At 70.1% G+C, this 26,487-nt stretch carries 20 protein-coding genes and 3 pseudogenes; 19 read left to right on the top strand and 4 right to left on the bottom strand.

Annotated features, from left to right (window positions below; genetic code table 11):
- Positions 1 to 69: 69 nt before the first annotated feature.
- Positions 70 to 1,143: a bile acid:sodium symporter family protein gene (locus ACWCP8_RS10560; RefSeq protein WP_451115375.1), complete on the top strand. Its 1,074-nt coding sequence runs from the start codon at positions 70 to 72 to the stop codon at positions 1,141 to 1,143.
- Between the two features lie 162 nt (positions 1,144 to 1,305).
- Here the strand turns inward: ACWCP8_RS10560 and fdhD are convergent, their stop codons facing one another.
- Together fdhD and ACWCP8_RS10550 are read right to left on the bottom strand one after the other, a co-directional pair.
- A complete protein-coding gene (gene fdhD / locus ACWCP8_RS10555) occupies positions 1,306 to 2,154 on the bottom strand; it encodes a formate dehydrogenase accessory sulfurtransferase FdhD (RefSeq protein WP_352267247.1) in 849 nt (282 codons plus the stop codon).
- 5 nt (positions 2,155 to 2,159) lie between these two features.
- Positions 2,160 to 2,336 (bottom strand): annotated as a pseudogene (locus ACWCP8_RS10550) (2Fe-2S iron-sulfur cluster-binding protein); the annotation flags it as partial.
- A 226-nt stretch (positions 2,337 to 2,562) separates the two neighbouring features.
- Between ACWCP8_RS10550 and ACWCP8_RS10545 the strand changes: the two are divergent.
- Positions 2,563 to 3,519 (top strand): beta-ketoacyl-ACP synthase III, encoded by a 957-nt coding sequence (locus ACWCP8_RS10545; protein WP_451115373.1) that lies wholly within the window; start codon positions 2,563 to 2,565, stop codon positions 3,517 to 3,519.
- Between the two features lie 65 nt (positions 3,520 to 3,584).
- On the top strand, positions 3,585 to 4,262 hold the full coding sequence (locus ACWCP8_RS10540) for a GntR family transcriptional regulator (protein WP_352267245.1): 678 nt from the start codon (positions 3,585 to 3,587) through the stop codon (positions 4,260 to 4,262).
- Positions 4,263 to 4,596: 334 nt separating this feature from the next.
- Here ACWCP8_RS10540 and ACWCP8_RS10535 read toward each other — a convergent pair.
- Positions 4,597 to 4,927, bottom strand: a pseudogene (locus ACWCP8_RS10535) (MFS transporter); the annotation flags it as partial.
- 176 nt (positions 4,928 to 5,103) lie between these two features.
- Between ACWCP8_RS10535 and ACWCP8_RS10530 the strand changes: the two are divergent.
- The 16 genes from ACWCP8_RS10530 (at position 5,104) to ACWCP8_RS10455 (ending at position 26,041) form a co-directional block, all read left to right on the top strand.
- Positions 5,104 to 5,550 carry a MarR family winged helix-turn-helix transcriptional regulator gene (locus ACWCP8_RS10530; RefSeq protein ID WP_356000635.1) on the top strand — a complete coding sequence of 149 codons (447 nt, stop codon included), beginning with the start codon at positions 5,104 to 5,106 and terminating at the stop codon, positions 5,548 to 5,550.
- Between the two features lie 390 nt (positions 5,551 to 5,940).
- Positions 5,941 to 7,122 (top strand): ROK family transcriptional regulator, encoded by a 1,182-nt coding sequence (locus ACWCP8_RS10525; protein WP_352267243.1) that lies wholly within the window; start codon positions 5,941 to 5,943, stop codon positions 7,120 to 7,122.
- 147 nt (positions 7,123 to 7,269) lie between these two features.
- Complete coding sequence (locus tag ACWCP8_RS10520) at positions 7,270 to 8,805, top strand: sugar ABC transporter ATP-binding protein (RefSeq protein ID WP_451115370.1); 1,536 nt, start codon at positions 7,270 to 7,272, stop codon at positions 8,803 to 8,805.
- On the top strand, positions 8,802 to 9,851 hold the full coding sequence (locus tag ACWCP8_RS10515; protein WP_451115368.1) for an ABC transporter permease: 1,050 nt from the start codon (positions 8,802 to 8,804) through the stop codon (positions 9,849 to 9,851). Before ACWCP8_RS10520 ends, ACWCP8_RS10515 begins: the two co-directional genes overlap by 4 nt.
- Positions 9,852 to 9,948: 97 nt before the next feature.
- On the top strand, positions 9,949 to 10,986 hold the full coding sequence (locus ACWCP8_RS10510) for a substrate-binding domain-containing protein (RefSeq protein WP_352267239.1): 1,038 nt from the start codon (positions 9,949 to 9,951) through the stop codon (positions 10,984 to 10,986).
- Between the two features lie 68 nt (positions 10,987 to 11,054).
- Positions 11,055 to 12,284, top strand: coding sequence for a Gfo/Idh/MocA family protein (locus tag ACWCP8_RS10505; RefSeq protein WP_451115365.1), 1,230 nt, complete (start codon positions 11,055 to 11,057; stop codon positions 12,282 to 12,284).
- Between the two features lie 12 nt (positions 12,285 to 12,296).
- Complete coding sequence (locus ACWCP8_RS10500; RefSeq protein ID WP_328625418.1) at positions 12,297 to 13,301, top strand: sugar phosphate isomerase/epimerase family protein; 1,005 nt, start codon at positions 12,297 to 12,299, stop codon at positions 13,299 to 13,301.
- A gap of 454 nt (positions 13,302 to 13,755) precedes the next feature.
- Positions 13,756 to 17,478, top strand: coding sequence for a ThuA domain-containing protein (locus tag ACWCP8_RS10495; RefSeq protein ID WP_451115363.1), 3,723 nt, complete (start codon positions 13,756 to 13,758; stop codon positions 17,476 to 17,478).
- A 142-nt stretch (positions 17,479 to 17,620) separates the two neighbouring features.
- Positions 17,621 to 18,739, top strand: coding sequence for an inositol-3-phosphate synthase (locus ACWCP8_RS10490; protein ID WP_352267236.1), 1,119 nt, complete (start codon positions 17,621 to 17,623; stop codon positions 18,737 to 18,739).
- Positions 18,736 to 19,857 (top strand): SCO3242 family prenyltransferase, encoded by a 1,122-nt coding sequence (locus ACWCP8_RS10485; RefSeq protein ID WP_352267235.1) that lies wholly within the window; start codon positions 18,736 to 18,738, stop codon positions 19,855 to 19,857. The genes ACWCP8_RS10490 and ACWCP8_RS10485 overlap by 4 nt, the downstream gene beginning before the upstream one ends.
- Positions 19,854 to 20,735 carry a sugar phosphate isomerase/epimerase family protein gene (locus ACWCP8_RS10480; RefSeq protein WP_352267234.1) on the top strand — a complete coding sequence of 294 codons (882 nt, stop codon included), beginning with the start codon at positions 19,854 to 19,856 and terminating at the stop codon, positions 20,733 to 20,735. The genes ACWCP8_RS10485 and ACWCP8_RS10480 overlap by 4 nt, the downstream gene beginning before the upstream one ends.
- Complete coding sequence (locus ACWCP8_RS10475) at positions 20,732 to 21,394, top strand: EboA domain-containing protein (protein WP_451115743.1); 663 nt, start codon at positions 20,732 to 20,734, stop codon at positions 21,392 to 21,394. The genes ACWCP8_RS10480 and ACWCP8_RS10475 overlap by 4 nt, the downstream gene beginning before the upstream one ends.
- On the top strand, positions 21,394 to 22,242 hold the full coding sequence (locus ACWCP8_RS10470) for a TatD family hydrolase (RefSeq protein WP_352267232.1): 849 nt from the start codon (positions 21,394 to 21,396) through the stop codon (positions 22,240 to 22,242). The genes ACWCP8_RS10475 and ACWCP8_RS10470 overlap by 1 nt, the downstream gene beginning before the upstream one ends.
- 4 nt (positions 22,243 to 22,246) lie before the next feature.
- A complete protein-coding gene (gene eboE, locus ACWCP8_RS10465) occupies positions 22,247 to 23,422 on the top strand; it encodes a metabolite traffic protein EboE (RefSeq protein ID WP_356000615.1) in 1,176 nt (391 codons plus the stop codon).
- Positions 23,419 to 24,840, top strand: coding sequence for a nucleotide pyrophosphatase/phosphodiesterase family protein (locus ACWCP8_RS10460; protein ID WP_352267230.1), 1,422 nt, complete (start codon positions 23,419 to 23,421; stop codon positions 24,838 to 24,840). Before eboE ends, ACWCP8_RS10460 begins: the two co-directional genes overlap by 4 nt.
- 49 nt (positions 24,841 to 24,889) lie before the next feature.
- On the top strand, positions 24,890 to 26,041 hold the full coding sequence (locus tag ACWCP8_RS10455) for a sugar phosphate isomerase/epimerase family protein (RefSeq protein ID WP_451115359.1): 1,152 nt from the start codon (positions 24,890 to 24,892) through the stop codon (positions 26,039 to 26,041).
- 298 nt (positions 26,042 to 26,339) lie between these two features.
- Here the strand turns inward: ACWCP8_RS10455 and ACWCP8_RS10450 are convergent.
- Positions 26,340 to 26,487, bottom strand: a pseudogene (locus tag ACWCP8_RS10450) (MFS transporter); the annotation flags it as partial.

The raw sequence follows: 26,487 nt of genomic DNA, 5'->3' as shown, positions 1-26,487 counted from the left end.
GATTCCCGATCGCGGTGATCAAGAGCAAAATGGAGAGGGCACGACCTGAACGAGAGATACGTGGAGCACATGAGCCGCCGCACCCTGAAGCTGCCGTCCCGGCTGCCGATCGACCCGTACATCCTGGCGCTGATCGGCACCGTCGCGCTTGCGGCGCTGCTGCCCGCGTCCGGAGGCGCCGCGGACGTGGCGGGCGACGCATCGACCGGAGCGGTCGCCCTTCTCTTCTTCCTGTACGGCGCCCGACTCTCGACGGCCGAGGCGCTCGACGGACTCAAGCACTGGCGGCTCCACCTCACCGTCCTGATCTGCACGTTCGTCGCGTTCCCACTGCTGGGCCTGGCGGGCGAGGGCCTGGTTCCATACGTCCTGACACCCCAGCTCTACAGCGGCTTTCTCTTCCTCTGCCTCGTCCCGTCGACCATCCAGTCGTCGATCGCCTTCACCTCGATCGCCCGCGGCAACGTGCCGGCGGCGATCTGCGCGGGCTCCTTCTCCTCGCTCGCCGGGATCTTCCTCACCCCGCTGCTCGCCGCCGTGGTGCTCGGCAACAGCGGTGGCGGATTCTCGGCGGACGCACTGCTGAAGATCGGGGTCCAGCTGCTGCTGCCGTTCGTTGCCGGGCAGCTGCTGCGCCGCTGGATCGGCGGGTTCATCACCCGCCACAAGAAGGGGCTCGGCTATGTCGACCGGGGCTCGATCCTGCTGGTCGTCTACACCGCGTTCAGCGAGGGCATGGTCGCCGGCATCTGGCACCAGGTCACCCCGGCCCGGCTCGGTGCGCTGCTCGCCGCCGAAGCGGTGCTGCTCGCGCTGATGCTCGCACTGACCTGGTGCGGGGCGAAGCGGCTCGGCTTCGACCGGGGGGACCGGATCGCCATTCAGTTCGCCGGTTCGAAGAAGAGCCTGGCCGCGGGGCTGCCGATGGCGAGCGTGCTCTTCGGGGCACACGCGAGCCTGGCCGTGTTGCCGTTGATGCTCTTCCACCAGATGCAGCTGATGGTGTGCGCGGTGATCGCGAAGCGTCGCTCGCGCGATCCGCTCGATCGGCTCGACCCGCAGGATCCGCGGCAGGGGCGCCGGGAGCGGCCCGGGATTCCGGCGAGCGGTGCAGCGGCGCAGGAGTCCGTCGCGGTGGGCTGACCGGCTCGCCCCTGGCATGAGCTGCTGATCGGTGGCGTGGCCCGACCGCTCGTTCTGCCGCCCCCGAACGGGCGGACGACGTACTCACGGGGGCGGGACCGGCCGGCGCAGGGGGCGCTCCCCGCCGGCCGGATCCCTGACCCGTGTTGCGGGCCGGGCGGCTCAGCCCTGGCCGACCGTCGCCTCGAGGGCGATGCGGTGGTCACCCGCGTACACGTTCATGGACGGGCCCCGCAGAAAGCCGACCAGGGTCAGTCCGGTCTCGATCGCCAGATCGACGGCGAGCGACGACGGCGCCGAGACCGCGGCGAGTATCGGGATCCCGGCCATCACCGCCTTCTGGGCCAGCTCGAACGAGGCCCGCCCCGACACCAGCAGAATCGCCCGGGACAGCGGCAGCCGGTGGTCGGTCAGGGCCCGGCCGACGAGCTTGTCGACCGCGTTGTGCCGGCCGACGTCCTCCCGGATGTCGAGGAGTTCCCCCGTCTCGGAGAACAACGCCGCAGCGTGCAGACCCCCGGTTCGGTCGAAGACCCGCTGCGACTCGCGCAGCCGGTCGGGGAGGGCCGAGAGCAGCGCGGGCTCGACCCGGACCGGAGGAGTGTCGGCGATCGGGTGCCGGGTCGTGGTGCGGACCGCGTCGAGGCTCGCCTTGCCGCACAGCCCGCAGGACGACGTCGTGTAGACGTTGCGCTCCAGCGTGATGTCGGGGACCTCCACGCCGGGCGCGAGCTTCACATCCACCACGTTGTACGTGTTCACGCCGTCCGCCGTCGCCCCCGCGCAGTACACGATCGACTGCACCTCGGAGCCGTCACCGATCACGCCCTCGCTGACGAGGAAGCCTGCGGCCAGTGCGAAGTCGTCGCCCGGCGTACGCATCGTGATCGCCAGCGGCCTGCCGTTCAGCCGGATCTCCAGGGGCTCCTCGGCGACAAGTGTGTCGGGGCGGGCGGAGACCACCCCGTCCCGGATGCGAATGGTGCGGCGGCGCTCGGTGACCCGTCCCATGGCGGTTAAACCCGATTCTGTACGTGTTGGAAGCCGAAACGGCCCTTGATGCAGAGGTTGCCGTGGGTCACCGGGTTGTCGTGCGGTGAGGTGACCTCGGCGATCTCATTGTCCTGCACATGGAGTGTGACGTTGCATCCCACGCCGCAGTGGGCGCAGACGGTGGTGGTCTCTGTCCGGGACGGCGACTTTCACGGAGCTCTCCGTTCGGTAAGGGACCGAGTGAGGGAACAGGAGATGGTGCCAAGGCGACAGAATATTGTCTACAGTATGTGTTCAGGGGGGTCAAGGGTGTTGTCAAGTCTCCAAGCCTCGGCCGGTAATCCTGTGGGATCACGTGCACTCGTACCGGGCGGTAGCCACCAAGACTGGATAGTTCCTGCCATACGTAGCGAGGGGAACCTCTACATGACCGGCTCACGTGTCGTGGCGCTCGGCCACTACCAGCCCACCAAGGTGCTCACCAACGACGACCTGGCGGCCATGGTCGACACCAGTGACGAGTGGATCACCAGTCGCGTCGGGATCAAGACCCGCCATGTGGGAGGCCCTGACGAGCCGGTGGACGAGATGGCCGCACATGCGGCGGCCAAGGCGCTCGCCACGGCCGGTCTGCTCCCCACCGACATCGATCTGGTCCTCGTCGCGACCTCCACCGCCATGGACCGTTCGCCGAGCATGTCGGCGCGGGTCGCCGCCCGTCTCGGCATGGGTTCGCCGGCCGTGATGGACATCAATGTGGTCTGCTCCGGCTTCACCCACGCCCTCGCCACCGCGGATCACGCCGTCCGGGCGGGCGCCGCGACCCGTGCGCTGGTGATCGGCGCCGACAAGATGGCCGACATCGCCGACTGGACCGACCGCTCCACCTGCGTCCTGCTCGGCGACGGCGCGGGCGCCGCGGTCGTGGTCGCGGATCCGCGGGGCGATGCGGACGCTGCGCCCGGAATCGGCCCCGTGCTGTGGGGTTCGGTGCCGGAGATGGGGCGTGCGGTACGGATCGAGGGGACGCCGCCGCGCTTTGCCCAGGAGGGGCAGTCCGTCTACCGCTGGGCCACCACTCAGCTGCCGCCCATCGCGCGCAAGGTGTGCGAAAGGGCCGGGGTGGCCCCCGAGGATCTCGCTGCGGTGGTACTGCATCAGGCCAATTTGCGGATCATCGAACCGGTCGCCCGGAAGATCGGTGCGGTCAACGCCGTCATCGCCCGGGATGTAGTGGATTCGGGCAATACCTCCGCCGCTTCCATCCCCATGGCGCTGTCGAAACTGGTCGAACGGGGTGAGATCGAGAGCGGTGCTCCGGTGCTGCTCTTCGGGTTCGGCGGGAATCTTTCGTACGCCGGTCAGGTGATCCGCTGCCCCTGAGCCCCATTGTGCTCGGTAGACTGTAGACGATAAGCAATTGGCTCGTCGCCCGGAGGGGGACCGCGATGTTGTCCACAGGACTGCCGCAAGGGGCTGTGCCGAAGCTGGAACGGCCCGGTCCGCTGCGCGAGCGTGTCTACGAGGCGCTGCTCGAACTGATCACCACGCGTGCGCTCCGCCCCGGCCAGCATCTGGTCGAGAGCGAACTCGCGGGACACCTCGGCGTGTCCCGGCAGCCGGTGCGCGAGGCGTTGCAGCGGTTGAACACCGAGGGCTGGGTCGATCTGCGGCCCGCGCAAGGTGCGTTCGTCCACGAACCCACAGAGGAGGAAGCGGACCAGCTGCTGTCGGTCCGTACGCTCCTGGAGGCCGAGGCCGCCCGGCTGGCCGCGGCCAACTCGGGCACGGCCGGCATCGCCGCGCTCGAAGAGCTCTGCGCCAAGGGTGAGCAGGCCGTCGCCGACGACGATGTGGATCTCGCGGTTGTCACCAATGCCGCGTTCCACGCCAAGGTCATGGAACTGGCGGGCAACGTCGTCCTCACCGAGCTCGCCGGGCAGGTGGACCGCCGGGTCCGCTGGTACTACACCCCGGTGGCCCGCCAGCGCGGCACCCAGTCCTGGATCGAGCACCGCGCACTGATTGCGGCGATCTCCTCGCGGGACGAACAGCGGGCCACGGAGATCATGCGGACGCACACGGAACACACGCGCAAGACGTACCACCAGCGCGAAGAGGGCTAGATCGAACTGAGGAGGCGCGGGCGGCCGGCCACGTGATGAGGCCGCCCGCGATCCGGTCCGTGATGGTCGTGACAGCAACGTCGTGTTCGCGTCGCCCGGCCCCGACGGCAGGACCATCACCATCGGGACGCGGTGACCGTCTGCCCGTCGGGAGCGACGAAGACGACCCAGGCGCTCGCCCGGTCGGCCATGGCCCCGGGGAAGCGCCGTTCCATCGGATCGAATGCCTGTGGGACTCGAGCCGACAGCGCTCAGCACCGCCACCCAGGCAAAAAGCAGGTTGTCCTGCCCCGCGACGGGACAGGACAACCTCGCTCGGGTGGTGGCCGGCCGGTCAGGCCTTGACTTCGGCCACCTCGGAGGCGGCCTGCTGCGAAACGGCGGACCCCGACTGTGCGGCCGCCCTCGCGGGGATGAGGGAAGCGACGACCGCAGCCGCGAGACCCACGCCGGAGCCGATCGGCAGGGCGATGCGGAAGTCGTCCTCGGAGGGCAGGGCGTAACCGCCGAAGTCGGTGGTCAGCTGGGCCAGGACCACACCGATCACGGCGGCCGAGACCGAGCTGCCGGGAGATGCCGTAGCCGACGGCGATGATCAGGCTGCCCACGGCCAGGATGACCTCGGGGCCCTTGGCGGCAGAGAGCTTGGCGCCGATCGGCGACACCGGTACTCCTCTTGCTTTTCGGGGCCATGGTGAGATGCGCCATGCAGTCAATATGCATCTTGCACTTGATGTGCGCCATACATATCACGTGCATCATGCATGTAATTCGTGGTATATCTAGCTGGAAGGTGACCTTCCCGAAGGGAAGGCAAGCCCGCGGCCGAAGGAAACCCTGCGTGGACATGCCCCTTGACCAGATCGAGTTCGAGACCATGCTTCTCGGTCGGTACATGCATCTGCTCACCCACCGGGGAAGCGGGCGGCTCGACCGCAGCGCCTACATCCTCCTCAGCCGCATCCAGGCCGAGGGCCCGCTGTCCATCAGCCAGCTCAGTGACGCTTTCGGTCTGGACACCTCCACCCTCAACCGCCAGACCGCCGCCATGCTGCGAGCCGGTGTCGTCGAGCGCATCCCCGACCCCGAGGGCGGCATCGCCCGCAAATTCGCCATCACCGCCGAAGGCAAGCGCCGCCTGGACAGCGACCGGGCCGAGAACGTGAACGGCCTGGCCCACGTGCTGGCCGACTGGACACCCGAGGAGGCGGCCCAGCTCGCGCACTGCCTCGGGCGCCTCAACCGCGACATCGAACGCCTCGACGGCCGTCCCTGGCCCCGCGACTGAACACGGCCGCCATTCCCGGCCGGGAGTTCAGGGCGACGTGGGCGCCGGCGCGGGCGCGAGATGGTGAGGCCGACCCGGCATGCCCGGTCGGGAGCCGTCGCGAAGTCGGCACAGGTGCGGTCAATTCGATGTGCGGTCAGGGTGCGCGCGGCTCCGGAAGGCCCGTTCCGGCGCCGCTGACTTCCCCGCCCCGCCGTATCACGGTGCACGCCCCGAAGGCGCCCGCGCCGACAGCGGAGCCACCACTCCATCGAACGGCTTTGTCCTGGGTGTGGAGAAAGTTGTAGCGGATTCCTGCGCAACTTCTTCCCACTCCCGGCAACCGCTGCTACGTTCCACTCGAAAGCCCGACGGATGAGCCGAAGTGGCGGGGAGGGACGCGTGAGACGTATGACGGCACGACCCGCGAATGCGCATCAGGCGCGACTGCTTCGGCTGTTGCGCGACGGCGGGCCCAACTCACGTGCACAGCTGGGGGATCAGATCGATCTCTCCCGCTCCAAGCTCGCCGTCGAGGTGGACCGGCTGCTGGAGACCGGACTTGTCGTGGCCGACGGACTCGCCGCCTCCCGCGGCGGGCGTCGCTCGCACAACATCCGGCTCGCTCCCGCACTGCGCTTCCTCGGCGTCGACATCGGTGCCACATCGATCGATGTGGCGGTCACCAACGCGGAGCTGGAGGTCCTGGGTCACCTCAACCACCCCATGGACGTACGTGAGGGACCCGTCGCCGTCTTCGAGCAGGTGCTGTCCATGGCGGCCAAGCTCCGGGCCTCCGGGCTCGCGGAAGGCTTCGACGGCGCGGGCATCGGAGTACCGGGACCGGTCCGCTTCCCCGAAGGCGTACCGGTCGCACCCCCGATCATGCCCGGCTGGGACGGCTTCCCGGTCCGCGAGGCGCTCAGCCAGGAACTGGGCTGCCCCGTCATGGTCGACAACGATGTGAACCTGATGGCGATGGGGGAGCAGCACGCAGGCGTCGCGCGCTCCGTGGGCGACTTCCTCTGCGTCAAGATCGGTACCGGCATCGGCTGCGGCATCGTCGTCGGCGGCGACGTCTACCGCGGTACGACGGGCAGCGCGGGCGACATCGGCCATATCCAGGTCGAACCCGACGGGCGCGCCTGCGCCTGCGGCAACCGGGGCTGCCTGGAGGCCCACTTCAGCGGCGCGGCGCTGGCCCGCGACGCCGAGGACGCGGCGCGCACGGGACAGTCGCAGGAGCTCGCGGCCCGACTGGAGGCGGCGGGCCGGCTCACCGCCGTCGATGTGGGCGCCGCGGCGGCCGCCGGTGACGCGACCTCGCTCGACCTGATCCGCGAGGGCGGCAACCGGGTCGGTCAGGTCATCGCCGGACTCGTCAGCTTCTTCAACCCCGGACTGGTGGTGATCGGGGGCGGCGTGACCGGCCTCGGCCACACGCTCCTCGCCAGCGTCCGGACCCAGGTCTACCGGCAGTCCCTGCCGCTGGCCACCGGAAATCTGCCCATCGTGCTGGGCGAGTTGGGACCGGCCGCCGGAGTCATCGGCGCCGCCCGGCTCATCAGCGACCACCTGTTCTCACCGGCCTGATCCTCGGCCGGCAGTACGGCACCAGCGATACATCGCCAACTGAGCACCACCCGCACCTGGTACAGCCCTGCCCGCTCACCGGCCCTTCCCCAAGCTCTCGGCTTCGCTCGAGCAGGGGGGAGACCCCATTCGCCGAGGGGATTTGTCATGGCACCAGAACCACCCCTGCTCACCATGTCCGGCATCACCAAGTCGTTCCCCGGTGTGCGCGCTCTCGACGGCGTGGACCTGGAGGTCCAGGCCGGTGAGGTCCACTGTCTGCTCGGGCAGAACGGCGCCGGCAAGTCCACCCTCATCAAGGTGCTCGCCGGAGCCCACCAGCCGGACGACGGCGAGATCGCCTGGCGCGGCGCCCCCGTCGCGCTGAAGTCGCCGATCGCCGCCATGCGCCTCGGCATCGCCACCATCTACCAGGAACTCGACCTGGTCGAGGGCCTGTCGGTCGCTGAGAACATCTTCCTCGGCCATGAACCCACTACCGCCCGCTTCATCGTCCGCACCCGCGAGGGCCGGACGGCGGCCGCCGCACTGCTGAAGCGCCTCGGCCACCCCGAGATCGATCCCGCCCGCCGGGTCGGCGCGCTCTCCGCGGCCCAGCAGCAGATCGTCTCCATGGCACGGGCGCTTTCCCACGACGTACGCCTCATCGTGATGGACGAGCCGTCCGCTGCCCTGGACCCCGACGAGGTCGACAACCTCTTCCGTATCGTCGCCTCACTCACCGCCGACGGCGTCGCCGTCGTCTACATCTCCCACCGGCTGGAGGAGATCCGCCGGATCGGCGACCGGGTGACCGTGCTGAAGGACGGGCGGGCCGTTGCGGTCGGTCTGCCCGCCAAGTCCACCCCGACACGGGACATCGTTGCCATGATGACCGGCCGCAACGTCGAGTACGTCTTCCCGCAGCGCCCCGGGACGTCCGCGGAGGTCACCGAGGTCGCCCGGAAGGAACCCGTACTCACCGTCGAAGGACTCGCCAGGGAAGGGGAGTTCGCGCCGCTCGACCTCGCACTGCGGCCCGGCGAGATCGTCGGCCTCGCCGGCCTGGTCGGCTCCGGGCGCTCCGAGATCCTGGAGACGATCTACGGCGCCCGCAGGCCGAGCGCGGGCCGGGTCCTGGTGGGCGGGCGGCCGCTGCGCCCCGGCAGCGTCCGCGCCGCCGTCGCCGCGGGCATCGGGCTCGCCCCCGAGGAACGCAAGGCGCAGGCCCTGTTGATGCTCGAATCCGTCACCCGCAATGTCTCCGTCTCCTCCATGTCCCGCTTCTCCAGGGCAGGTTGGCTGGACCGGGGGGCCGAGCGCCGGGCGGCCCGCACCGCCACCCGTGAACTGTCGCTGCGCCCCGACAACCCGGACACCCCCGTCCGTACCCTCTCCGGCGGCAACCAGCAGAAGGCCGTCCTGGCCCGCTGGCTGCTGCGCGGCTGCCGGGTGCTGCTGCTAGACGAACCGACCCGCGGTGTCGACGTCGGCGCCCGCGCCGAGCTCTACGCCGTGATCCGCCGGCTGGCCGACGAAGGCCTCGCCGTCCTGCTGGTCTCCAGCGAAGTGCCCGAAGTGCTGGGCCTCGCCGACCGGGTGCTGGTGCTCCGAGAGGGCCGCGTCGTGCATACGGCGGACGCCCGGGAGCTCGACGAGCACCGTGTACTCGACCTCGTGATGGAAGGGAGCCCGACGTCATGACACAGCCCGTCTCCTCGGCGCAGCACGGTGGGCCGGACAAGGCGGTCCCACCCGCCCCGGCCTCGGTGCCGCCCTCGAAGGGCGGCGGACTGCGCGCTCTCGGGGTGCGCGCGGACTTCCGTAACCTGTCGCTGCTCGGCGTCCTCGCCGTACTGATCGCCGTCGGCGGTTTCACCGAGCCCGACGCCTTCCTGGACACCGGGAACCTGCAGCTGATCCTGACCCAGTCGTCCGTCATCGGCGTGGTCACCGTCGGCATGACGTTCGTCATCACCAGCGGCGGGATCGATCTGTCAGTCGGTGCCATGGTCGCGCTCGCCTCGGTCTGGGCGACCACGCTCGCCACCCAGGAGTACGGCTTCGCAGGCATCCTCTTCACCGCCGTGCTCGTCGGACTCGGCGCCGGACTCGTCAACGGGCTGCTGATCGCGTACGGGAGGATTGTGCCGTTCATTGCGACGCTGGCCATGCTCGCCTCGGCCCGCGGCCTCGCCCTGCTGCTCACCGACGGCAAGACGCAGATCGTCACCGTCCAGTCGGTTCTCGACCTGGGCCTGCCCGACTCGTACGTCCTCGGCATACCGCCCCTGGTGATGGCGTTCGCCGCGGTCACCGTCATCGGCTGGCTGGTGCTGAACCGGACGACCTTCGGACGCCGTACCGTCGCGGTCGGCGGCAACGCGGAAGCGGCCCGGCTCGCCGGGATCGACGTACGGCGCCAGCGGCTCTATCTGTATCTGCTCTCCGGGCTGTGCTGCGGCATCGCCGCCTTCATGCTGATCATCCTGTCCGGCTCGGGACAGAACACCAACGGCAACCTGTACGAGCTCGACGCCATCGCCGCCGCGATCATCGGCGGCACCCTGCTCAGCGGCGGACGCGGCACGATCGTCGGATCCGTCCTCGGCGTCCTCGTCTTCACCACCATCACCAATATCTTCGCTCTCAACAATCTGCAGAGCGATGTCCAGCAGATCGCCAAGGGCGCGATCATCGTCGCCGCCGTCCTGGTCCAGCGCCGAACCTCGGCCCACGGGGAGACCTGAGCCCCGGGCTCTCCCCACCCCCGTCCCACCTCACCCCATCCCGCCCCACCCACAGTTCCGCATGCCACCCACGCACCGGATGAAGGGTTCCACAGCCATGCCAGAAACCAGCCGCAGAGGACTGCTCTTCGGCACCGCAGCCGTCTCCGCGGGCGCCCTCCTCACCGCCTGCACCAGCAACGAGCCCAAGAAGTCGCAGACCGCGCAGAGCAATCAGCCGGCCGCCGACAACAAGCCCGGCAAGCCCGTCACCATCGGCTTCGCCGGTCCGCAGGCCGACCACGGGTGGCTCAACGCCATCAATGAGAACGCCAAGTCACAAGCGGAGAAGTACTCCGAGGTGACCCTGGAGATCACCGAGGGCTCCAACGACACCGCCGCCCAGATCGGCCAGGTCAAGACCCTCATCAACAAGAAGGTCGACGTCCTCGTCATCCTCCCCGCCGACGGCAAGGCGCTCACCCAGGTCGGCCTGGAAGCGATGAAGGCGGGCATCCCCGTCATCAATCTGGACCGCATCTTCGCCTCACCGCAGGCCTACCGCTGCTGGGTCGGCGGCGACAACTACGGCATGGGCCTCAACGCCGGTACGTACATCGGCGAACAGCTCAAGGACAAGCCGAACGCCAAGGTCGTCGAGCTCGCGGGCATCGACAACCTGGAGCTCACCAAGCAGCGCAGCCAGGGCTTCGCCGACGCGCTCAAGAACTACCCCAACGTCAAGCTGGTCGCCCGGCAGGCCGCCGAGTTCACCGTCGAGTCCGGCCAGGCGAAGATGGCCCAACTCCTTCAGGCGCAGAAGAAGTTCGACGCCCTGTGGAACCACGACGACGACCAGGGTGTCGGCGCGCTGCGTGCCATCCAGCAGGCCGGCCGGGACGAGTTCCTGATGGTCGGCGGCGCGGGCGCCAAGTCCGCCATGGACGCCATCAAGGCCGACAACAGCGTCCTGAAGGCCACCGTCCTCTACCCGCCGACGATGGCCGCGTCCGCCATCGACCTGGCGCGCGCACTCGGCCAGGGCAAGGGCATCGGCGGCCTCTCCGAACTGGAGATCCCGACCAGCCTCACGCTCTACTCCGCCGTGGTCACCAAGGACAACATCGACCAGTACCTGCCGACGGGCTTCAGCTGATCCGCAGTCCAGGAGGGTGCTGACCCTCCTGTCGCCCCCACCGAACGACCGACGAGGAGGAAGCCCGTATGGCCCGTAGGGAAGAGACGGAGCAGGAAGCCGAAGCGCCGCCGTCGACAGAGCCGGCGGCGACGCTCGGGGTCGGCATGGTCGGATACGCGTTCATGGGTGCCGCCCACTCCCAGGGGTGGCGCACCGCGGGACACGTCTTCGACCTGCCGATGAGGCCGGCTCTCGCCGCGATCTGCGGACGCGACCGTACGGCGGTCGCCGCCGCCGCCGAACGGCACGGCTGGGCGGCGGCGGAGACCGACTGGCGCGCCATGATCGCCCGGGACGACGTCCAGCTCGTCGACATCTGCACCCCCGGCGACAGCCATGCGGAGATCGCCATCGCCGCCCTGGAGGCCGGCAAACACGTGCTGTGCGAGAAGCCGCTCGCCAACACGGTCGCCGAGGCGGAGGCCATGACCGAGGCCGCGGAACGGGCCAGGGCCCGCGGCCAGGTGGCGATGGTCGGCTTCAACTACCGCAAGGTGCCGGCGATCGCGTACGCACGGAAGCTGATCGCCGACGGCAGGCTCGGCGCCCTGCGGCACGTACGGGCCACCTACCTCCAGGACTGGCTGGTCGACCCCGAGTCGCCCCTCACCTGGCGACTCGAGCGCGAACACGCCGGATCCGGTGCGCTCGGCGACCTGGGGGCGCACATCATCGACCTCGCCCAGTATCTGGCGGGGGAGCTGCTGGTGGGGGTGTCGGCGGTGTCCGAGACGTTCGTACGGGAGCGCCCCCTGCTCGCCGGAGCGTCGGGGGGGCTCTCGGGCGTCGCGAGCAGCGAGGCCCGAGGGGCGGTCACCGTCGACGACGCGGCCGTGTTCACCGGCAGGCTCGCCTCCGGAGCGCTGGCGTCGTTCGAGGCGACCCGGATGGCGGCGGGCCGTAAGAACGCGCTGCGGCTGGAGCTCAACGGGGAGCGCGGCTCGCTCGCCTTCGATCTGGAGCGGCTCAACGAACTGTCCTTCCACGATCACATCGAACCGACCGTCACGGCGGGGTTCCGGCGCATCCTCGTCACCGAGCCCGAACACCCGTACCTGGAGGCATGGTGGCCGCCGGGCCACGCCCTCGGCTACGAGCACACCTTCATCCACCAGGCCCGCGACCTCGTCCGGACGATCGCCGAAGGGACGGACCCGGTGCCGTCGTTCGCCGACGGGCTCCAGGTGCAGCGGGTGCTCGCGGCCGTGGAGGAGAGCGCCGAGAAGAACTCCGTCCACACCCCCGTACAGCTCTAGGAGGTTCCGCGCATGCCCCGTCCCTTCACTCTCTTCACCGGCCAGTGGGCCGACCTGCCGCTGGAGGAGGTCTGCCGACTCGCCCGTGACTTCGGCTACGACGGGCTCGAACTCGCCTGCTGGGGCGATCACTTCGAGGTCGACAAGGCCCTCAACGACCCCGGCTACCTGGCCGGGCGGCACCAGCTGCTCGACAAGTACGGGCTGAAGTGCTGGGCGATCTCCAACCACCTCGTCGGCCAGGCCGTCTGCGACAACCCGATCGACGAACGGCACCAGGGCATTCTGCCCGCCAGGATCTGGGGCGACGGTGAGCCCGAAGGGGTACGGCGCAGGGCCGCCGAGGAGATCAAGAACACCGCCCGCGCGGCCGCGGCCTTCGGGGTCCGCACCGTCATCGGCTTCACCGGCTCGTCGATCTGGCACCTGGTGGCGATGTTCCCGCCGGTGCCACCGCGGATGATCGAGCGGGGGTACGAGGACTTCGCCGAACGCTGGAACCCGATCCTCGACGTGTTCGACGCGGAGGGCGTGCGGTTCGCCCATGAGGTGCACCCCAGCGAGATCGCGTACGACTACTGGACCACGCACCGCGCCCTGGAGGCTGTCGACCACCGGGCCGCGTTCGGGCTGAACTTCGACCCGAGCCACTTCGTCTGGCAGGACCTCGATCCGGTCGGCTTCCTCTACGACTTCCGGGACCGGATCTACCACGTGGACTGCAAGGAGGCGCGCAAACGCCTCGACGGACGCAACGGCCGCCTCGGCTCGCACCTTCCGTGGGGCGACCCACGGCGCGGCTGGGACTTCGTCTCCGGCGGGCACGGTGATGTGCCGTGGGAGGACGTGTTCCGGATGCTCCGGTCGATCGGCTACGAGGGGCCGATCTCGGTGGAGTGGGAGGACGCCGGGATGGACCGGCTGGTGGGTGCGCCGGAAGCGCTTGCCACGATGAAGCGGTACGACTTCGACCCGCCGGCGGCGTCGTTCGACGCGGCATTCGGGGGCGGCGACTGACGGTTCCCGGGGGCTCTGCCCCCGGATCTCCGCTCCTCGATCGCAGGAGGGCTGGATATTCGGACTCGGCTCCGGCGGCCCGCTCGGGCGGCAAAACCAAAGCCTGCCCGGCGTTCGAGGGCACCTTGTTCAGCGCGCCCGGCGATTGAGGTCCGCGGGGCCCGGGGCACAGCCCCGGTTCGGACAGGGGAAAGGCCCGACGGCAGCAGGCGCGCTGTCGGGGCGGTCCCGGCTGCCCTCATCCCTCTTTGTCCTGCAGCGGGAAAAAGTTTAACTCAACTGCTGCGCAAGGGCTTTCCGCCCCGGACGAACAGGTCTACCGTCCCTGTGGTGTACACGAAATGACTGGCGTCGCTGGTGCCCCACCAGGCCCCAGGTGACCTGCGCGGCAGTCCCCGCGCGGAACGGCTCGGCTCCACCCGCCCGTACAACCGGCACTCTCCGGAGGACACTCGTGCACAGAAGCAGAACCAGAATCCGGCCCCGACTCCGCAAGTCCCTCGCCCTGCTCACCGGCGGCCTGCTCACCGCAGCCACCCTCGCCCTGGGCGCCCCCGGCGCCTCCGCGTCGGGCCCGGCCTCGCCGGCAGCCACCGACGCCGCGGCGGCCGCGGGCGAGGACTTCCAGCAGGTCACCCTCGCCAAGGGCGCCGCCGAAACCGGCGAACCCATGTCGCTGGCCGTGCTCCCGGACCGCAGCGTCCTGCACACCTCGCGCAGCGGCGAGCTGCGGATCACCGACAGCGCCGGCAACACCAAGGTCTCCGGCGTGCTCCCGGTCTACTCGCACGACGAGGAAGGCCTCCAGGGCGTCGGCATCGACCCGGACTTCGACAAGAACCGGGCGATCTACCTCTATTACGCGCCGCCGCTGGACACCCCGTCCGGCGACGCCCCGGAGACCGGCACCGCCGCCGACTTCGCCAAGTTCGACGGCGTCAACCGGCTCTCCCGCTTCGTCCTCAAGGAGGACGGCACCCTCGACCTGAGCAGCGAGAAGAAGGTCCTCGACGTCAAGACGTCGCGCGGCATCTGCTGCCACGTCGGCGGCGACATCGACTTCGACGCACAGGGCAACCTGTACCTGTCGACCGGTGACGACTCCAACCCCTTCGCCTCCGACGGCTACACGCCGATCGACGAACGCCCCGACCGCAACCCGGCGTTCGACGCCCGGCGCACCTCGGGCAACACCAACGACCTGCGCGGCAAGCTCCTCCGGATCAAGGTCGCCGACGACGGCTCGTACACCATCCCCGAGGGCAACCTCTTCGCGCCGGGCACGGACAAGACCCGCCCCGAGATCTACGCGATGGGCTTCCGCAACCCGTTCCGCTTCAGCGTCGACAAGGCCACCGGCATTGCGTACGTCGGTGACTACGGTCCGGACGCGGGCGCGGCCGACCCGAAGCGCGGACCGGGCGGACAGGTCGAGTTCGCCCGGGTGACCAAGGCGGGCAACTTCGGCTGGCCGTTCTGCACCGGGAAGAACGACCCCTTCGTCGACTACGACTTCGCGACGAAGACGTCCGGCGCGACCTTCGACTGCGCCGCACCGAAGAACACCTCGCCGCACAACACCGGCCTGGTCGACCTGCCCCCGGCGCAGCCCGCCTGGATCCCGTACGACGGCGGATCCGTGCCCGAGTTCGGCACCGGCTCCGAGTCGCCGATGGGCGGCCCCGTCTACCACTACGACGCCAACCTCGACTCGCCCGTGAAGTTCCCCGAGGCGTACGACGGGGACTTCTTCGCCGGTGAGTTCGGCCGGCAGTGGATCAAGCGCATCGAGCAGGACGGCGACGGCAACGTCCAGTCCATCAACGACATCCCGTGGTCCGGGACCCAGGTGATGGACATGGCCTTCGGCCCGGACGGCGCGCTGTATGTCCTGGACTACGGGGTCTCCTGGTTCGGCGGCGACGAGCACTCCGCGCTCTACCGCATCGAGAACGCCACCGGCGGCCACTCACCGGTCGCCGAAGCCTCCTCCAACAAGACGTCCGGCACCGCGCCGCTGAAGGTGCAGTTCTCCTCCGCGGGCACCACGGACTCCGACAACGACGCGCTCACCTACGCCTGGAACTTCGGCGACGGCGGCACGTCGACCGCCGCGAACCCCACGTACACGTACAAGAAGAACGGCACCTACACCGCGACCGTCACCGCCAAGGACCCCACCGGACGCACCGGATCGGCGAGCGTCCATGTGACCGTCGGCAACACCGCACCCAAGGTGAACCTGGAACTCCCGGGTGACGGGCAGCTGTTCAGCTTCGGGGACAAGGTCCCGTTCAAGGTGACCGTCACCGACCCCGAGGACGGCACGATCGACTGCTCGAAGGTCGAGGTCCGCTTCGTGCTCGGCCATGACAGCCACGGCCACCCGATCACCACGACCAACGGCTGCACCGGCACCATCAGCACCCAGATCGACGGCGGACACGACCCGAACGCCAACATCTTCGGAGTCATCGACGCCTCGTACACCGACGGCGGGGGCGGCGGCCAGGCCGCACTCTCCGGCCACGACCAGTCGCAGCTTCAGCCCCGCCACCGCCAGGCCGAGCACTTCACCGAGTCGTCCGGCATCCAGCTGTACGACAAGGCGGCTGCGCACGGCGGCAAGACGGTCGGCGACATCAACAACGGCGACTGGATCGCCTTCAAGCCGTACATCCTCGGAGACTCCACCAAGCTCACCGCCCGGATCTCGTCCGGCGGCGCGGGCGGCTTCCTCGAAGTCCGGTCCGGTTCCCCGACCGGCAAGATCCTCGGCTCCTCACCGGTGCCGGTGACCGGCGGCTGGGAGAACTTCCAGGACATCGACGTACCGCTGCGCGGCGTCCCGGAGAAGGCCACCGAACTCTTCCTGGTCTTCAAGGGCGGCGACGGAGCGCTCTACGACGTCGACGACTTCGAGCTCTCCAACAGCGCCCCCGACCGGACCGCCAAGCGGGTCCTGGTCTTCTCGAAGACGGCCGGCTTCCGTCACGACGCGATCCCCGAGGGCATCGCGGCACTGAAGGAGCTCGGCGCGAGCAGCAACATCACCGTCGACTCCACCGAGGAGGCCGGCCAGTTCACCACCAGCAACCTGGCCCGCTACGACGCCGTGGTCTTCCTCTCCACTACCGGTGACGTCCTCAACGCCGACCAGCAGAAGGCGTTCGAGAACTACATCGCCACCGGCGGCGGCTACATGGGCGTCCACGCCGCCGCGGACACCGAGTACGACTGGTCGTTCTACGGCGGGCTCGTCGGCGCGTACTTCGCCGGGCACCCCGCGATCCAGCCCGTCACCGTCCGCGTCGAGGACCACAAGAACCCGGCCACCGCCCACCTCGGCGATGCCTGGGACCACACCGACGAGCTGTACAACTACCGCACCAACCCGCGGGACAAGGTGAAGGTCCTCGCCACACTCGACGAGACGACCTACACCGGCGGCACCATGAAGGGCGATCACCCGATCACCTGGTGCCAGACCTACCAGGGCGGCCGGTCCTTCTACACCGGCCTCGGCCACACCAAGGCGTCGTACGCCGAACCTGCCTTCCGTCAGCTCCTCCTCGGCGGAGTCCGCTACGCGGCCGGACAGGTGAATGCCGACTGCAAGCCGGACACCGGCTACCGGTCGATCTTCAACGGCAAGACGCTCGAAGGCTGGAAGCAGGCCGGCCCCGGGAAGTTCAACGTCGTCGACGGTGAACTCCGCTCCGAGGGCGGCCTGGGCCTCCTCACCTACCAGGCCAAGGAGCTCGGGTCGTACTCGCTGAAGCTCGACTGGAAGCTGGAGGGTGACGACAACTCCGGTGTCTTCGTCGGATTCCCGGAGTCCGGCGACCCCTGGTCCGCGGTGAACAACGGCTACGAGGTCCAGATCGACGCCACCGACGTCCCCGACCGCACCACGGGCTCCATCTACACCTTCAAGGCGGCGAACATCAAGGCCCGCGACCAGGTCCTGCGGCCGCCCGGCCAGTGGAACACCTACGAGATCAAGGTCCAGGGTGAACGGCTCCAGGTCTTCCTGAACGGGGTCAAGATCAACGACTTCACCAACACCGATCCCGTACGCAGCCTGAAGGACGGCTACATCGGCCTCCAGAACCACGGAGCCGACGACCAGGTGTCCTTCCGCAACATTCAGTTGAAGGAGCTGCCCGCCACGTAGGGCGACAGCCGCAGTCCGACGGCGGGCGGGGCAAAGGCCCTACCCCGCCCGCCGTCACCACCACTTCCCGACCCGCCCCGATCTGATCAGCACCGCTCTCTTCGCACTGCCCAGCCAGGATCCCCAGCCAGGGAGGCAGCCCGTGTCAGCACATGCCGTTCGTACCGGAGTCTGGTTCATCGGAGCACGAGGCTCCGTCGCCACCACCGCCACGGCGGGCTGCGCAGCCGTCACGGCGGGGCTCCACCCGGCGGCGGGTATGGTCACCGAGACCGCGCCCTTCGCCGACAGCGGGCTGCCGGCACTGAACTCCCTGGTCTTCGGCGGACACGACACCGTCGGCTGTCCGCTGCCCAAACGGGCCGAGGCACTGGCCGCCGGGGGAGTGCTGCCGCACGGGCTGCCCTCGGCGGTACGCTCCGAACTCGCCGCCGCCGACGCGGAGATACGCCCCGGCGGGCCGCTGCCCGGCGACACCCGTACGGACGAGGAACTCATCGCGGCGTTCGCCGCCGACCTCACCGACTTCGGCCGCCGCAACGAACTCGCCCGCACCGTCGTGGTCAACGTTGCCTCGACGGAGCCGGTCCCGGCACCCGGAGAGCGCAGGCTGCCCGCCAGCTCGCTCTACGCCGCCGCGGCGCTCCGGGCCGGCTGCCCCTACATCAACTTCACCCCCTCCACCGGGCTGCGCACCCCCGCGCTCCAGGACGCCGTCGCGGACTGCGGACTTCCTCACGCAGGCCGCGACGGCAAGACGGGCCAGACGCTGCTCCGCTCCGTACTCGCCCCGATGTTCGTGCAACGCGCCCTGCCCGTACGGGCCTGGTCCGGCACGAATCTGCTGGGCGGCGGGGACGGGGCGGCGCTGGCCGACCCGGGCGCGGCGGCGGCCAAGAACGCGGGCAAGGAACGCGTTCTCGCCGACACACTGGGCACCACGCCCGAGGGCGAGGTCCACATCGACGACGTGCCGGCCCTCGGCGACTGGAAGACGGCCTGGGACCACATCGCGTTCGACGGCTTCCTCGGGGCGCGCATGGTCCTCCAGACGACCTGGCAGGGCTGCGACTCGGCGCTGGCGGCCCCGCTGGTACTGGACCTGGCGCGACTGCTGGCCCGCGCCCACGAAGCGGGTCTGACGGGTCCGCGGCCCGAACTCGGCTTCTACTTCAAGGACCCGGACGGCGGCCCCGCCGCACTCTCCGAGCAGTACCTGCAGCTCCTGGCCTTCGCCGAACGACTGCGGGGGCAGAAGTGAAAGCCGCAGTACGGGCCTGGGCCGAACTGCTCAGGGTCTCGGCGCTGTTCACCGTCCCCGGGGACGCGCTCGCCGGGGCGGCGGCCCTCGGCCGCCGGCCCGACCGAGGCACCGCGCTGGCGGTCGGCGCCTCCCTCTGCCTGTACGAGGCGGGAATGGCCCTCAACGACTGGGCCGACCGGGACGAGGACGCCATCGACCGCCCGCACCGCCCGATCCCCTCGGGCCGGATCACCCCCGGCGCGGCCCTCGCGGCAGCCGGCGCCCTGACGGCCGCCGGCCTGACCCTGGCCGCCCGCGCGGGCCGCCCGGCCCTGACCGTGGCCACCGGCCTGGCGGCAACGGTCTGGGCCTACGACCTCCATCTGAAGCACACCCAGGCCGGTCCGGCGGCGATGGCGGGAGCACGCGCACTGGACCTGCTGCTGGGTGCGACGGCGACGGCGGGGACGGGTGCGGGGTACGTGGGCGTCAAGCGCCCGGTGGGCGCGACCGGCACGTCGTACGCCGCCCGCAGCGCCGGCACCGTCCCTCCCACGCGCACCGCCCGCATCCTGCGCGGCGCCCGCGCCCTGGGCCGTGCCCGCGCCGCGGTCCCTGCCCAGTCCATGGGCCCCGCTCGCACCACCCACCTCGACGTCCGTGCCGCCGTACCTGCCGCCGCCCTGCTCGGGGCGCACACCTACGCCGTCACCGCCGTCTCCCGCCACGAGGCGCAGGGCGGTTCCACCGTCGCGCCCCTCGGCGCACTCGCGGCGATCGTCGCGCTCGGCGCCGCCGCGATGCGCGAGCAGCGTGGGTCCCGGGACCTGCCCCCGGTTCCGGGAAAGGGCGGGCCCGGTGACCACCACCGGACCCGACCCGGATCAACCGCCCCCCGCCTCCTCCTCACCGCACTCACCACCGCCTACCTCCGTACCGCCGCCAAGCCCCTCCTCCACGCCACCCTCAACCCGTCCCCGCCCCTCACCCAGCGCGCCGTCGGCAGCGGCATCCGGGCGATGATCCCGCTCCAGGCCGTGCTCGCCGCCCGCGCCGGAGCGGCCGGCACCGGGCTCGCCGTCATGGGGCTCGTCCCCCTTGCCCGCACACTCGCCCGGAAGGTGAGCCTCACATGACGATCCGCCTCGGCTACGGCACCAACGGGCTCACCGACCTGCGCCTGGACGACGCCCTGGGACTCCTCGCCGACCTCGGCTACGACGGCGTCGGTCTCACCCTCGACCACATGCACCTCGACCCCTTCGCCCCGGATCTCGCCGCCCGCACCCGGCACGTAGCGGACAGCCTCGGCCGGTTGGGGCTCGGCGTGACCATCGAGACGGGGGCCCGCTATGTCCTCGACCCGCGCCGCAAGCACGGCCCGTCCCTCCTCGACCCGGACCCGGAGGCCCGTGCAGCCCGCACCCGGCTGCTGCTGCGGGCCGTCGATGTCGCCGCCGACCTGGGCGCCCACGCCGTGCACTGCTTCAGCGGCGTCACCCCACCCGAGACTCCACCGGACACGGCCTGGCAGCGGCTGACCGACGCCCTCGCCCCGGTGCTCGACGCCGCCGCCCGTACCGGCGTCCCGCTCGCCATCGAGCCCGAGCCCGGCCATCTCCTCGCCACTCTCTCGGACTTCCACCACCTCCGCGTCCTCAGCGGCGACCCCGAACCTCTCGGGCTCACCCTCGACATCGGGCACTGCCAGTGCCTCGAACCGGCCGCGCCCGTCGACTGTGTCCGTGCCGCCGCCCCCTGGCTGCGGCACGTCCAGATCGAGGACATGCGCCGGGGCGTCCATGAGCACCTCCCGTTCGGCGACGGCGAGATCGACTTCCCGCCCGTACTCGACGCGCTCGACGCCCTCGGCGACACCGGATATCGCGGCCTCACCGTCGTCGAACTGCCCCGCCACTCCCACGCGGGCCCCGAACTGGCCGGCACCTCCATCGAGTTCCTGCGCGACCTCATCCCGTCGAAGTCCTCGAAGGGAGCAACACCGTGCCGATGACCCGCAAGCAACTCGACGCACAGCTCGGCGGCGCCGCACGCGCCTGGCTCGACGAGGCCCTCGCCGAAGCCGCGCACACCGCCTTCCACGAGGACACCGAGGACACCGCACCCGGCAGCCCCTACGCCGTCCCCCCTTGGGAGCTGCGGTTCGCCGCCGCCGGCCGGCACTGCGGACTCGAGCACGCCGACTCCGTACGCGCCCTGCTGCTCCTCGAAGCCCGCGCCGACCTGCCCGCCGTGACCAGACTCTACGAACAGGGCACCGCCGCCGAACGGCGCGCCGTCCTCCTCACCCTGCACCGGCTGGACCTGGGCCCCACCGCCCTTCCGCTTGTCGAGGACGCCCTGCGCACCAACGACACCCGGTTGGTCGCCGCCGCAGTCGGCCCGTACGCCGCCATCCATCTCGACGCGCACCAATGGCGGCACGCCATCCTCAAGTGCCTCTTCACCGGCGTCCCCGTCGACGCCGTCGACGGACTGGCACGGCGCGCCCGCGGCGACGCGGAACTCGCCCGCATGCTCGGCGACTTCGCCGCCGAACGCACCGCGGCCGGCCGTAGCGTCCCGCACGACCTGAGCCGCGTCCTCGCCCTCACGGCCCCCGCACCCTTCCCCGAGCAGGGGCGGCCCCATCCCCCCACGGAGGAGTCCTGATGCGCATCTTCGACCCGCACATCCATATGACATCCCGCACCACGGACGACTATCAGGCGATGTACGACGCGGGTGTCCGCGCCCTCGTCGAACCCTCCTTCTGGCTCGGCCAGCCCCGCACCTCACCCGCCAGCTTCTTCGACTACTTCGACGCCCTGCTCGGCTGGGAGCCCTTCCGAGCCGCTCAGTACGGCATCGCCCACCACTGCACGCTCGCCCTCAACCCCAAAGAGGCGAACGACCCCCGCTGCACCCCCGTCCTGGACGCCCTGCCCCGCTACCTCGTCAAGGACTCCGTCGTCGCCGTCGGAGAGATCGGCTACGACTCCATGACCCCGGCCGAGGACACCGCCCTCGCCGCCCAGCTCCAGCTCGCCGCCGATCACGGGCTGCCCGCCCTCGTCCACACCCCGCACCGCGACAAGCTCGCCGGCCTGCACCGCACCATCGACGTCGTCCGGGAGTCCCACCTCCCTCCGGAGCGGGTCCTGCTCGATCACCTCAACGAGACGACCGTGAAGGACGCCGTTGACAGCGGCTGCTGGGCCGGCTTCTCCATCTACCCCGACACCAAGATGGACGAGGACCGCATGATCGCGATCCTCAAGATCCACGGTACGGAGAAGATTCTGGTCAACTCGGCCGCCGACTGGGGGAGGAGCGACCCCCTCAAGACCCGCAAGGTCGGCGATGCCATGCTCGCCGCCGGGTTCAGCGACGACGACGTCGATCAGGTGCTCTGGCGCAATCCCGTCGCCTTCTACGGCCAGAGCGGCCGCCTCCAGCTCGACCTCACCACCCCCGATCAGCTGCACGAGGGGAACTCCATCCTTCGTGGCGGGGAGTGACCCGATGCGCTTCCGCCACCCCGACGGATCCACCGTCCATCTCGCCTACTGCACCAACGTCCACCCCGCCGAGACCCTGGACGGGGTCCGCGCCCAGCTGCGCGACCACTGCGAACCGGTCCGCAAACGCCTCGGCCGCGACCGCCTCGGCATCGGCCTCTGGCTTGCCAAGGACGCCGCGCGCACCCTCATCAACGACCCGGCCCAGCTGCGCTCACTGCGCGTCGAACTCGACCGCCGCGGCCTCGAAGTCGTCACCCTGAACGGTTTCCCTTACGAAGGCTTCGGCGCCGAAGAGGTCAAGTACCGGGTGTACAAGCCGGACTGGACGGACCCCGAACGGCTCGCCCACACCACCGATCTCGCCCGGCTCCTGGTCACGCTCCTTCCCGACGACGTCACCGAAGGCACCATCTCCACCCTCCCGATCGCCTGGCGCACCCCGTACACCGGCGACCCGCAAGCCGCCGGCACGGCGCACACCGCCCTCACCACCCTCGCCGAACGTCTCGACGTCCTGGCCGAGCTGACCGGCAAGTCCATCCGGATCGGCCTCGAACCCGAACCGGGCTGCACGGTCGAGACCACCGCCGACGCGATCGCACCGCTCACCGCCGTCGGACACCGGCGCATCGGCATCTGCATCGACACCTGCCACCTCGCCACCTCCTTCGAGGACCCGGGCACCGCCCTCGATGCGCTCGCCGCGGCCGGCATTCCGGTGGCCAAGGCCCAGCTCTCCGCCGCACTCCACGCCGAGCACCCGCACCTGCCCGAGGTGCGTACGGCGCTCGCCGCATTCGCCGAACCCCGCTTCCTCCACCAGACCCGCACCCGGACCACCCACGGACTGCGCGGCACCGACGACCTCGACGAGGCGGTCACCGGCCAGGCACTGCCCGACGGCACTCCGTGGCGCGCCCACTTCCACGTACCCCTGCACGCACCACCCGCCCCACCGCTCACCTCCACGCTCCCGGTGCTCAGAGCCGCGCTGACCCGCCTGGTCGGCGGAGCCCGACCGCTGACCCGTCACCTGGAGGTGGAGACGTACACCTGGCAGGCGCTCCCCGCCGAGCTGCGCCCGCGTACCCGCCCCCAGCTCGCCGACGGCATCGCCGCCGAACTCACCCTCGCCCGCGACCTCCTGGTCGACCTCGGCCTCAAGGAGCTCCCATGACCGCAGCCGAAACGGGTACGTCCTCTCCTCTCTCCGCCACCGCCACTCCCACCCCGTTGCTCGTCCTCGACGTCGTCGGCCTCACCCCCCGGCTCCTCGACCACATGCCGCACCTCAAGTCCCTGGGCCAGTCGGGCACCCACGCCCCCCTCGGCACCGTGCTGCCCGCCGTCACCTGCGCCGCCCAGTCGACCTTCCTCACCGGCACCACCCCCGCCGAGCACGGCATCGTCGCCAACGGCTGGTACTTCCGCGAACTCGGTGACGTGCTCCTCTGGCGCCAGCACAACGGACTCGTCGCCGGCGACAAGCTCTGGGACGCCGCCCGCCGTGTCCACCCCGGCTACACCGTCGCCAACATCTGCTGGTGGTACGCCATGGGCGCCGACACCGACATCACTGTCACCCCGCGCCCCGTCTACTACGCCGACGGCCGCAAGGAACCCGACTGCTACACCCGGCCGCCCGCGCTCCACGACGAACTCACCGAGAAGCTCGGCACCTTCCCCCTCTTCCACTTCTGGGGCCCCGGCGCCGACCTGGTCTCCTCGCAGTGGATCATCGACGCGACCCGGCACATCCTGGACACCCGCCACCCCGATCTGGCCCTGTGCTACCTCCCGCACCTCGATTACGACCTGCAGCGCTACGGGCCCGACGACCCCCGCGCGTACCGGGCGGCGGCCGAGCTCGACCGGGCCGTGGCCCCGCTGCTCGACGACGCCCGCCGCGAGGGGCGCACCGTCGTCGCGCTCTCCGAGTACGGCATCACCCGTGTCGACCGCCCGGTCGACATCAACCGGGCACTGCGCCGCGCCGGCCTGCTGGAGGTCCACACCCAGGACGGCATGGAGTACCTGGACCCGATGGCCTCCCGTGCCTTCGCCGTCGCCGACCACCAACTCGCCCACATCTACGTACGACGTCCCGAGGATCTCGATGCGACCCGTGAAGCGCTCCAGGACGTCCAGGGCATCGAACAGCTCCTCGACGACGAGGGCAAGAAAGCCCACGGCCTCGACCACCCGCGCTCCGGCGAGCTTGTCGCCGTCGCCGACCCGGATGCCTGGTTCACGTACTACTACTGGCTCGACGACGCGCGCGCCCCCGACTTCGCGCAGCTCGTCGAGATCCACCGCAAACCCGGTTACGACCCGGTCGAACTCTTCCTGGACCCCCAGGATCCGTACGTGCGGATCAAGGCGGCCACCGCCGTGGCCCGCAAGAAACTCGGCATGCGCTACCGCATGGCGGTCGTGCCCCTCGACCCGTCACCCATTCGCGGCAGCCACGGCCGCCTCCCCATGAGCGACGAAGAAGGTCCGCTCATCCTCTGCTCCACCCCCCACGCGTTCACCGGACCCGTCCGGGCCACCGAAGTGAAGTCCTTGCTCCTCACGCTTGCCGGCCTCGCATGAGATCGGTCCGTGCACAGCGTTTCGAGCATCTTCGAGAAAGAGAGAGACCGTGACCGCGTACAACGACGAATCCGGAACGGACGGCGCCCTGCGCCGCAGCCTCGGCGTCAGCCGCCGCCGCTTTCTGAGCACCTGCACGGCCGCTGCGGCAGCGGCCATTGCCGCACCCGCCTTCGGCGCGTCGCCGGCCTTCGCCGAGCCCGTCCCCGACCAGGGTCAGGGCGTCGGCCTGGCTCTGGTCCCGGCGGACAAGCGAGGAATCATCCTGTACACCGTGCGCGACGCCACGGGCCGGGATCCGCTCAGCACCGACCTTCCCTCGGGCTTCCGTGAGGTCTTCGGGGAGCTGGCCCGCTACGGCTACAAGCAGGTCGAGTTCGCCGGGTACGGCCAGCACGCCAACGCACCCGGTGGAAACAACCTCGAATCGGTGGAAGGCGCGAAGCTGCTGCGCTCGTGGCTGGACGAGTACGGTCTGCGCGCCCAGGGCAACCACGGCTTCATCCCGTCGTCCTGGCCGCTGAACCAGAGCGACCTGGACCAGTTCAAGCGTCACCTCGAGATAGCGAACATCCTCGGCATGGAACACATGGGCACCGGTGGCGACCCCACCGGCAGTGCCTACCGTGCCGACTGGGACGTGGCCGCCGACAAGTGGAACACGTTGGGACAGATCGCTCAGGGTGCGGGCATCAAGCTGTACACCCACAACCACGACGCGGCCTACGGCTTCCTGCTCGACGGCGGTCCGCTGGACGCACAGGGCCGCCCCACGCGCAGCTCCGGTACCCGCAAGCTCGAGTACTTCCTTCAGGTCACCGACCCGAAATCCGTATGGCTGGAGATGGACATCTTCTGGGCGCACGTCGCCCAGTACAAGTTCCACACCTACACGGCGCACGACGGATCGCAGCAGGAGAACATCTTCGACCCGGCGGCGCTGGTCCGCGACAACACCAAGCGCTACCCGCTGTTCCACGCCAAGGACGGCGTCGTCAACACCAACAGTGGCCAGGGCTACGACATGGTCCCCTTCGGTACCGGGGTCATCGATTACCGCACGTTCTTCCGCCGCGTCGGGGCGAAGAACTACCACAACCCGATGGTCGAGCAGGACAACGCACCGAGTTCGACCATCCCCGCGCAGTCCCTGAACCATGCGCGGATCGGCTACGACAACTTGGCGGCGCTGCGCAAGTAAGGCCATCGGCGGCACCGGAGGGGCGGTCCGCGGCTCACCCCGAATTCCTGACATCGGGGAACAGTGCAAACGCCCGCCCGGTGACGTCAGGCACCGTACGCTCCATGGCCGTCACCAGGAGCGTACGGTGCCTGACCAGCACCCCGAACTGCGTGACCAAGCCCGGGGCCGGCCGAGGATCCGCCGGTCGGTCCAGCCGACGCGTCAGACGTCGCCCCGCGCGTCCGTGATCTCGCGGAAGCCCGCGCCCGCCGTGGTGGCCGGTGCGGACTCCGTTACATGAGGTTCCGCTGTCATATCAGGCGATCTCCCGGCTGATCGGATGCGGATTGGGTTCGATGCGCTTGGCCCTCGGCCGGCCCGGCGCCCGCAGGAACACCGCCAGGACCGCGGAGGCGAGCCCGATGCTGCCCGCGAGGGCGAAGGCACCGCCGTAGCCCCAGGCA

The sequence above is a fragment of the Streptomyces sp. NPDC002206 genome (assembly GCF_053593595.1).
This window is presented reverse-complemented; position numbering and strand designations above follow the sequence as displayed.

What these genes read in the sequence shown, in the direction of transcription:
- ACWCP8_RS10560 (WP_451115375.1), top strand. Translation starts at nt 70, where the DNA reads ATGAGCCGCCGCACCCTGAAGCTGCCGTCCCGGCTGCCGATCGACCCG.
- ACWCP8_RS10515 (WP_451115368.1), top strand. Translation starts at nt 8,802, where the DNA reads ATGACACAGCCCGTCTCCTCGGCGCAGCACGGTGGGCCGGACAAGGCG.
- ACWCP8_RS10525 (WP_352267243.1), top strand. Translation starts at nt 5,941, where the DNA reads ATGACGGCACGACCCGCGAATGCGCATCAGGCGCGACTGCTTCGGCTG.
- ACWCP8_RS10470 (WP_352267232.1), top strand. Translation starts at nt 21,394, where the DNA reads ATGCGCATCTTCGACCCGCACATCCATATGACATCCCGCACCACGGAC.
- ACWCP8_RS10520 (WP_451115370.1), top strand. Translation starts at nt 7,270, where the DNA reads ATGGCACCAGAACCACCCCTGCTCACCATGTCCGGCATCACCAAGTCG.
- ACWCP8_RS10460 (WP_352267230.1), top strand. Translation starts at nt 23,419, where the DNA reads ATGACCGCAGCCGAAACGGGTACGTCCTCTCCTCTCTCCGCCACCGCC.
- ACWCP8_RS10540 (WP_352267245.1), top strand. Translation starts at nt 3,585, where the DNA reads ATGTTGTCCACAGGACTGCCGCAAGGGGCTGTGCCGAAGCTGGAACGG.
- ACWCP8_RS10505 (WP_451115365.1), top strand. Translation starts at nt 11,055, where the DNA reads ATGGCCCGTAGGGAAGAGACGGAGCAGGAAGCCGAAGCGCCGCCGTCG.
- ACWCP8_RS10545 (WP_451115373.1), top strand. Translation starts at nt 2,563, where the DNA reads ATGACCGGCTCACGTGTCGTGGCGCTCGGCCACTACCAGCCCACCAAG.
- ACWCP8_RS10475 (WP_451115743.1), top strand. Translation starts at nt 20,732, where the DNA reads ATGACCCGCAAGCAACTCGACGCACAGCTCGGCGGCGCCGCACGCGCC.
- ACWCP8_RS10500 (WP_328625418.1), top strand. Translation starts at nt 12,297, where the DNA reads ATGCCCCGTCCCTTCACTCTCTTCACCGGCCAGTGGGCCGACCTGCCG.
- fdhD (WP_352267247.1), bottom strand. Translation starts at nt 2,154, where the DNA reads ATGGGACGGGTCACCGAGCGCCGCCGCACCATTCGCATCCGGGACGGG.
- ACWCP8_RS10510 (WP_352267239.1), top strand. Translation starts at nt 9,949, where the DNA reads ATGCCAGAAACCAGCCGCAGAGGACTGCTCTTCGGCACCGCAGCCGTC.
- ACWCP8_RS10480 (WP_352267234.1), top strand. Translation starts at nt 19,854, where the DNA reads ATGACGATCCGCCTCGGCTACGGCACCAACGGGCTCACCGACCTGCGC.
- eboE (WP_356000615.1), top strand. Translation starts at nt 22,247, where the DNA reads ATGCGCTTCCGCCACCCCGACGGATCCACCGTCCATCTCGCCTACTGC.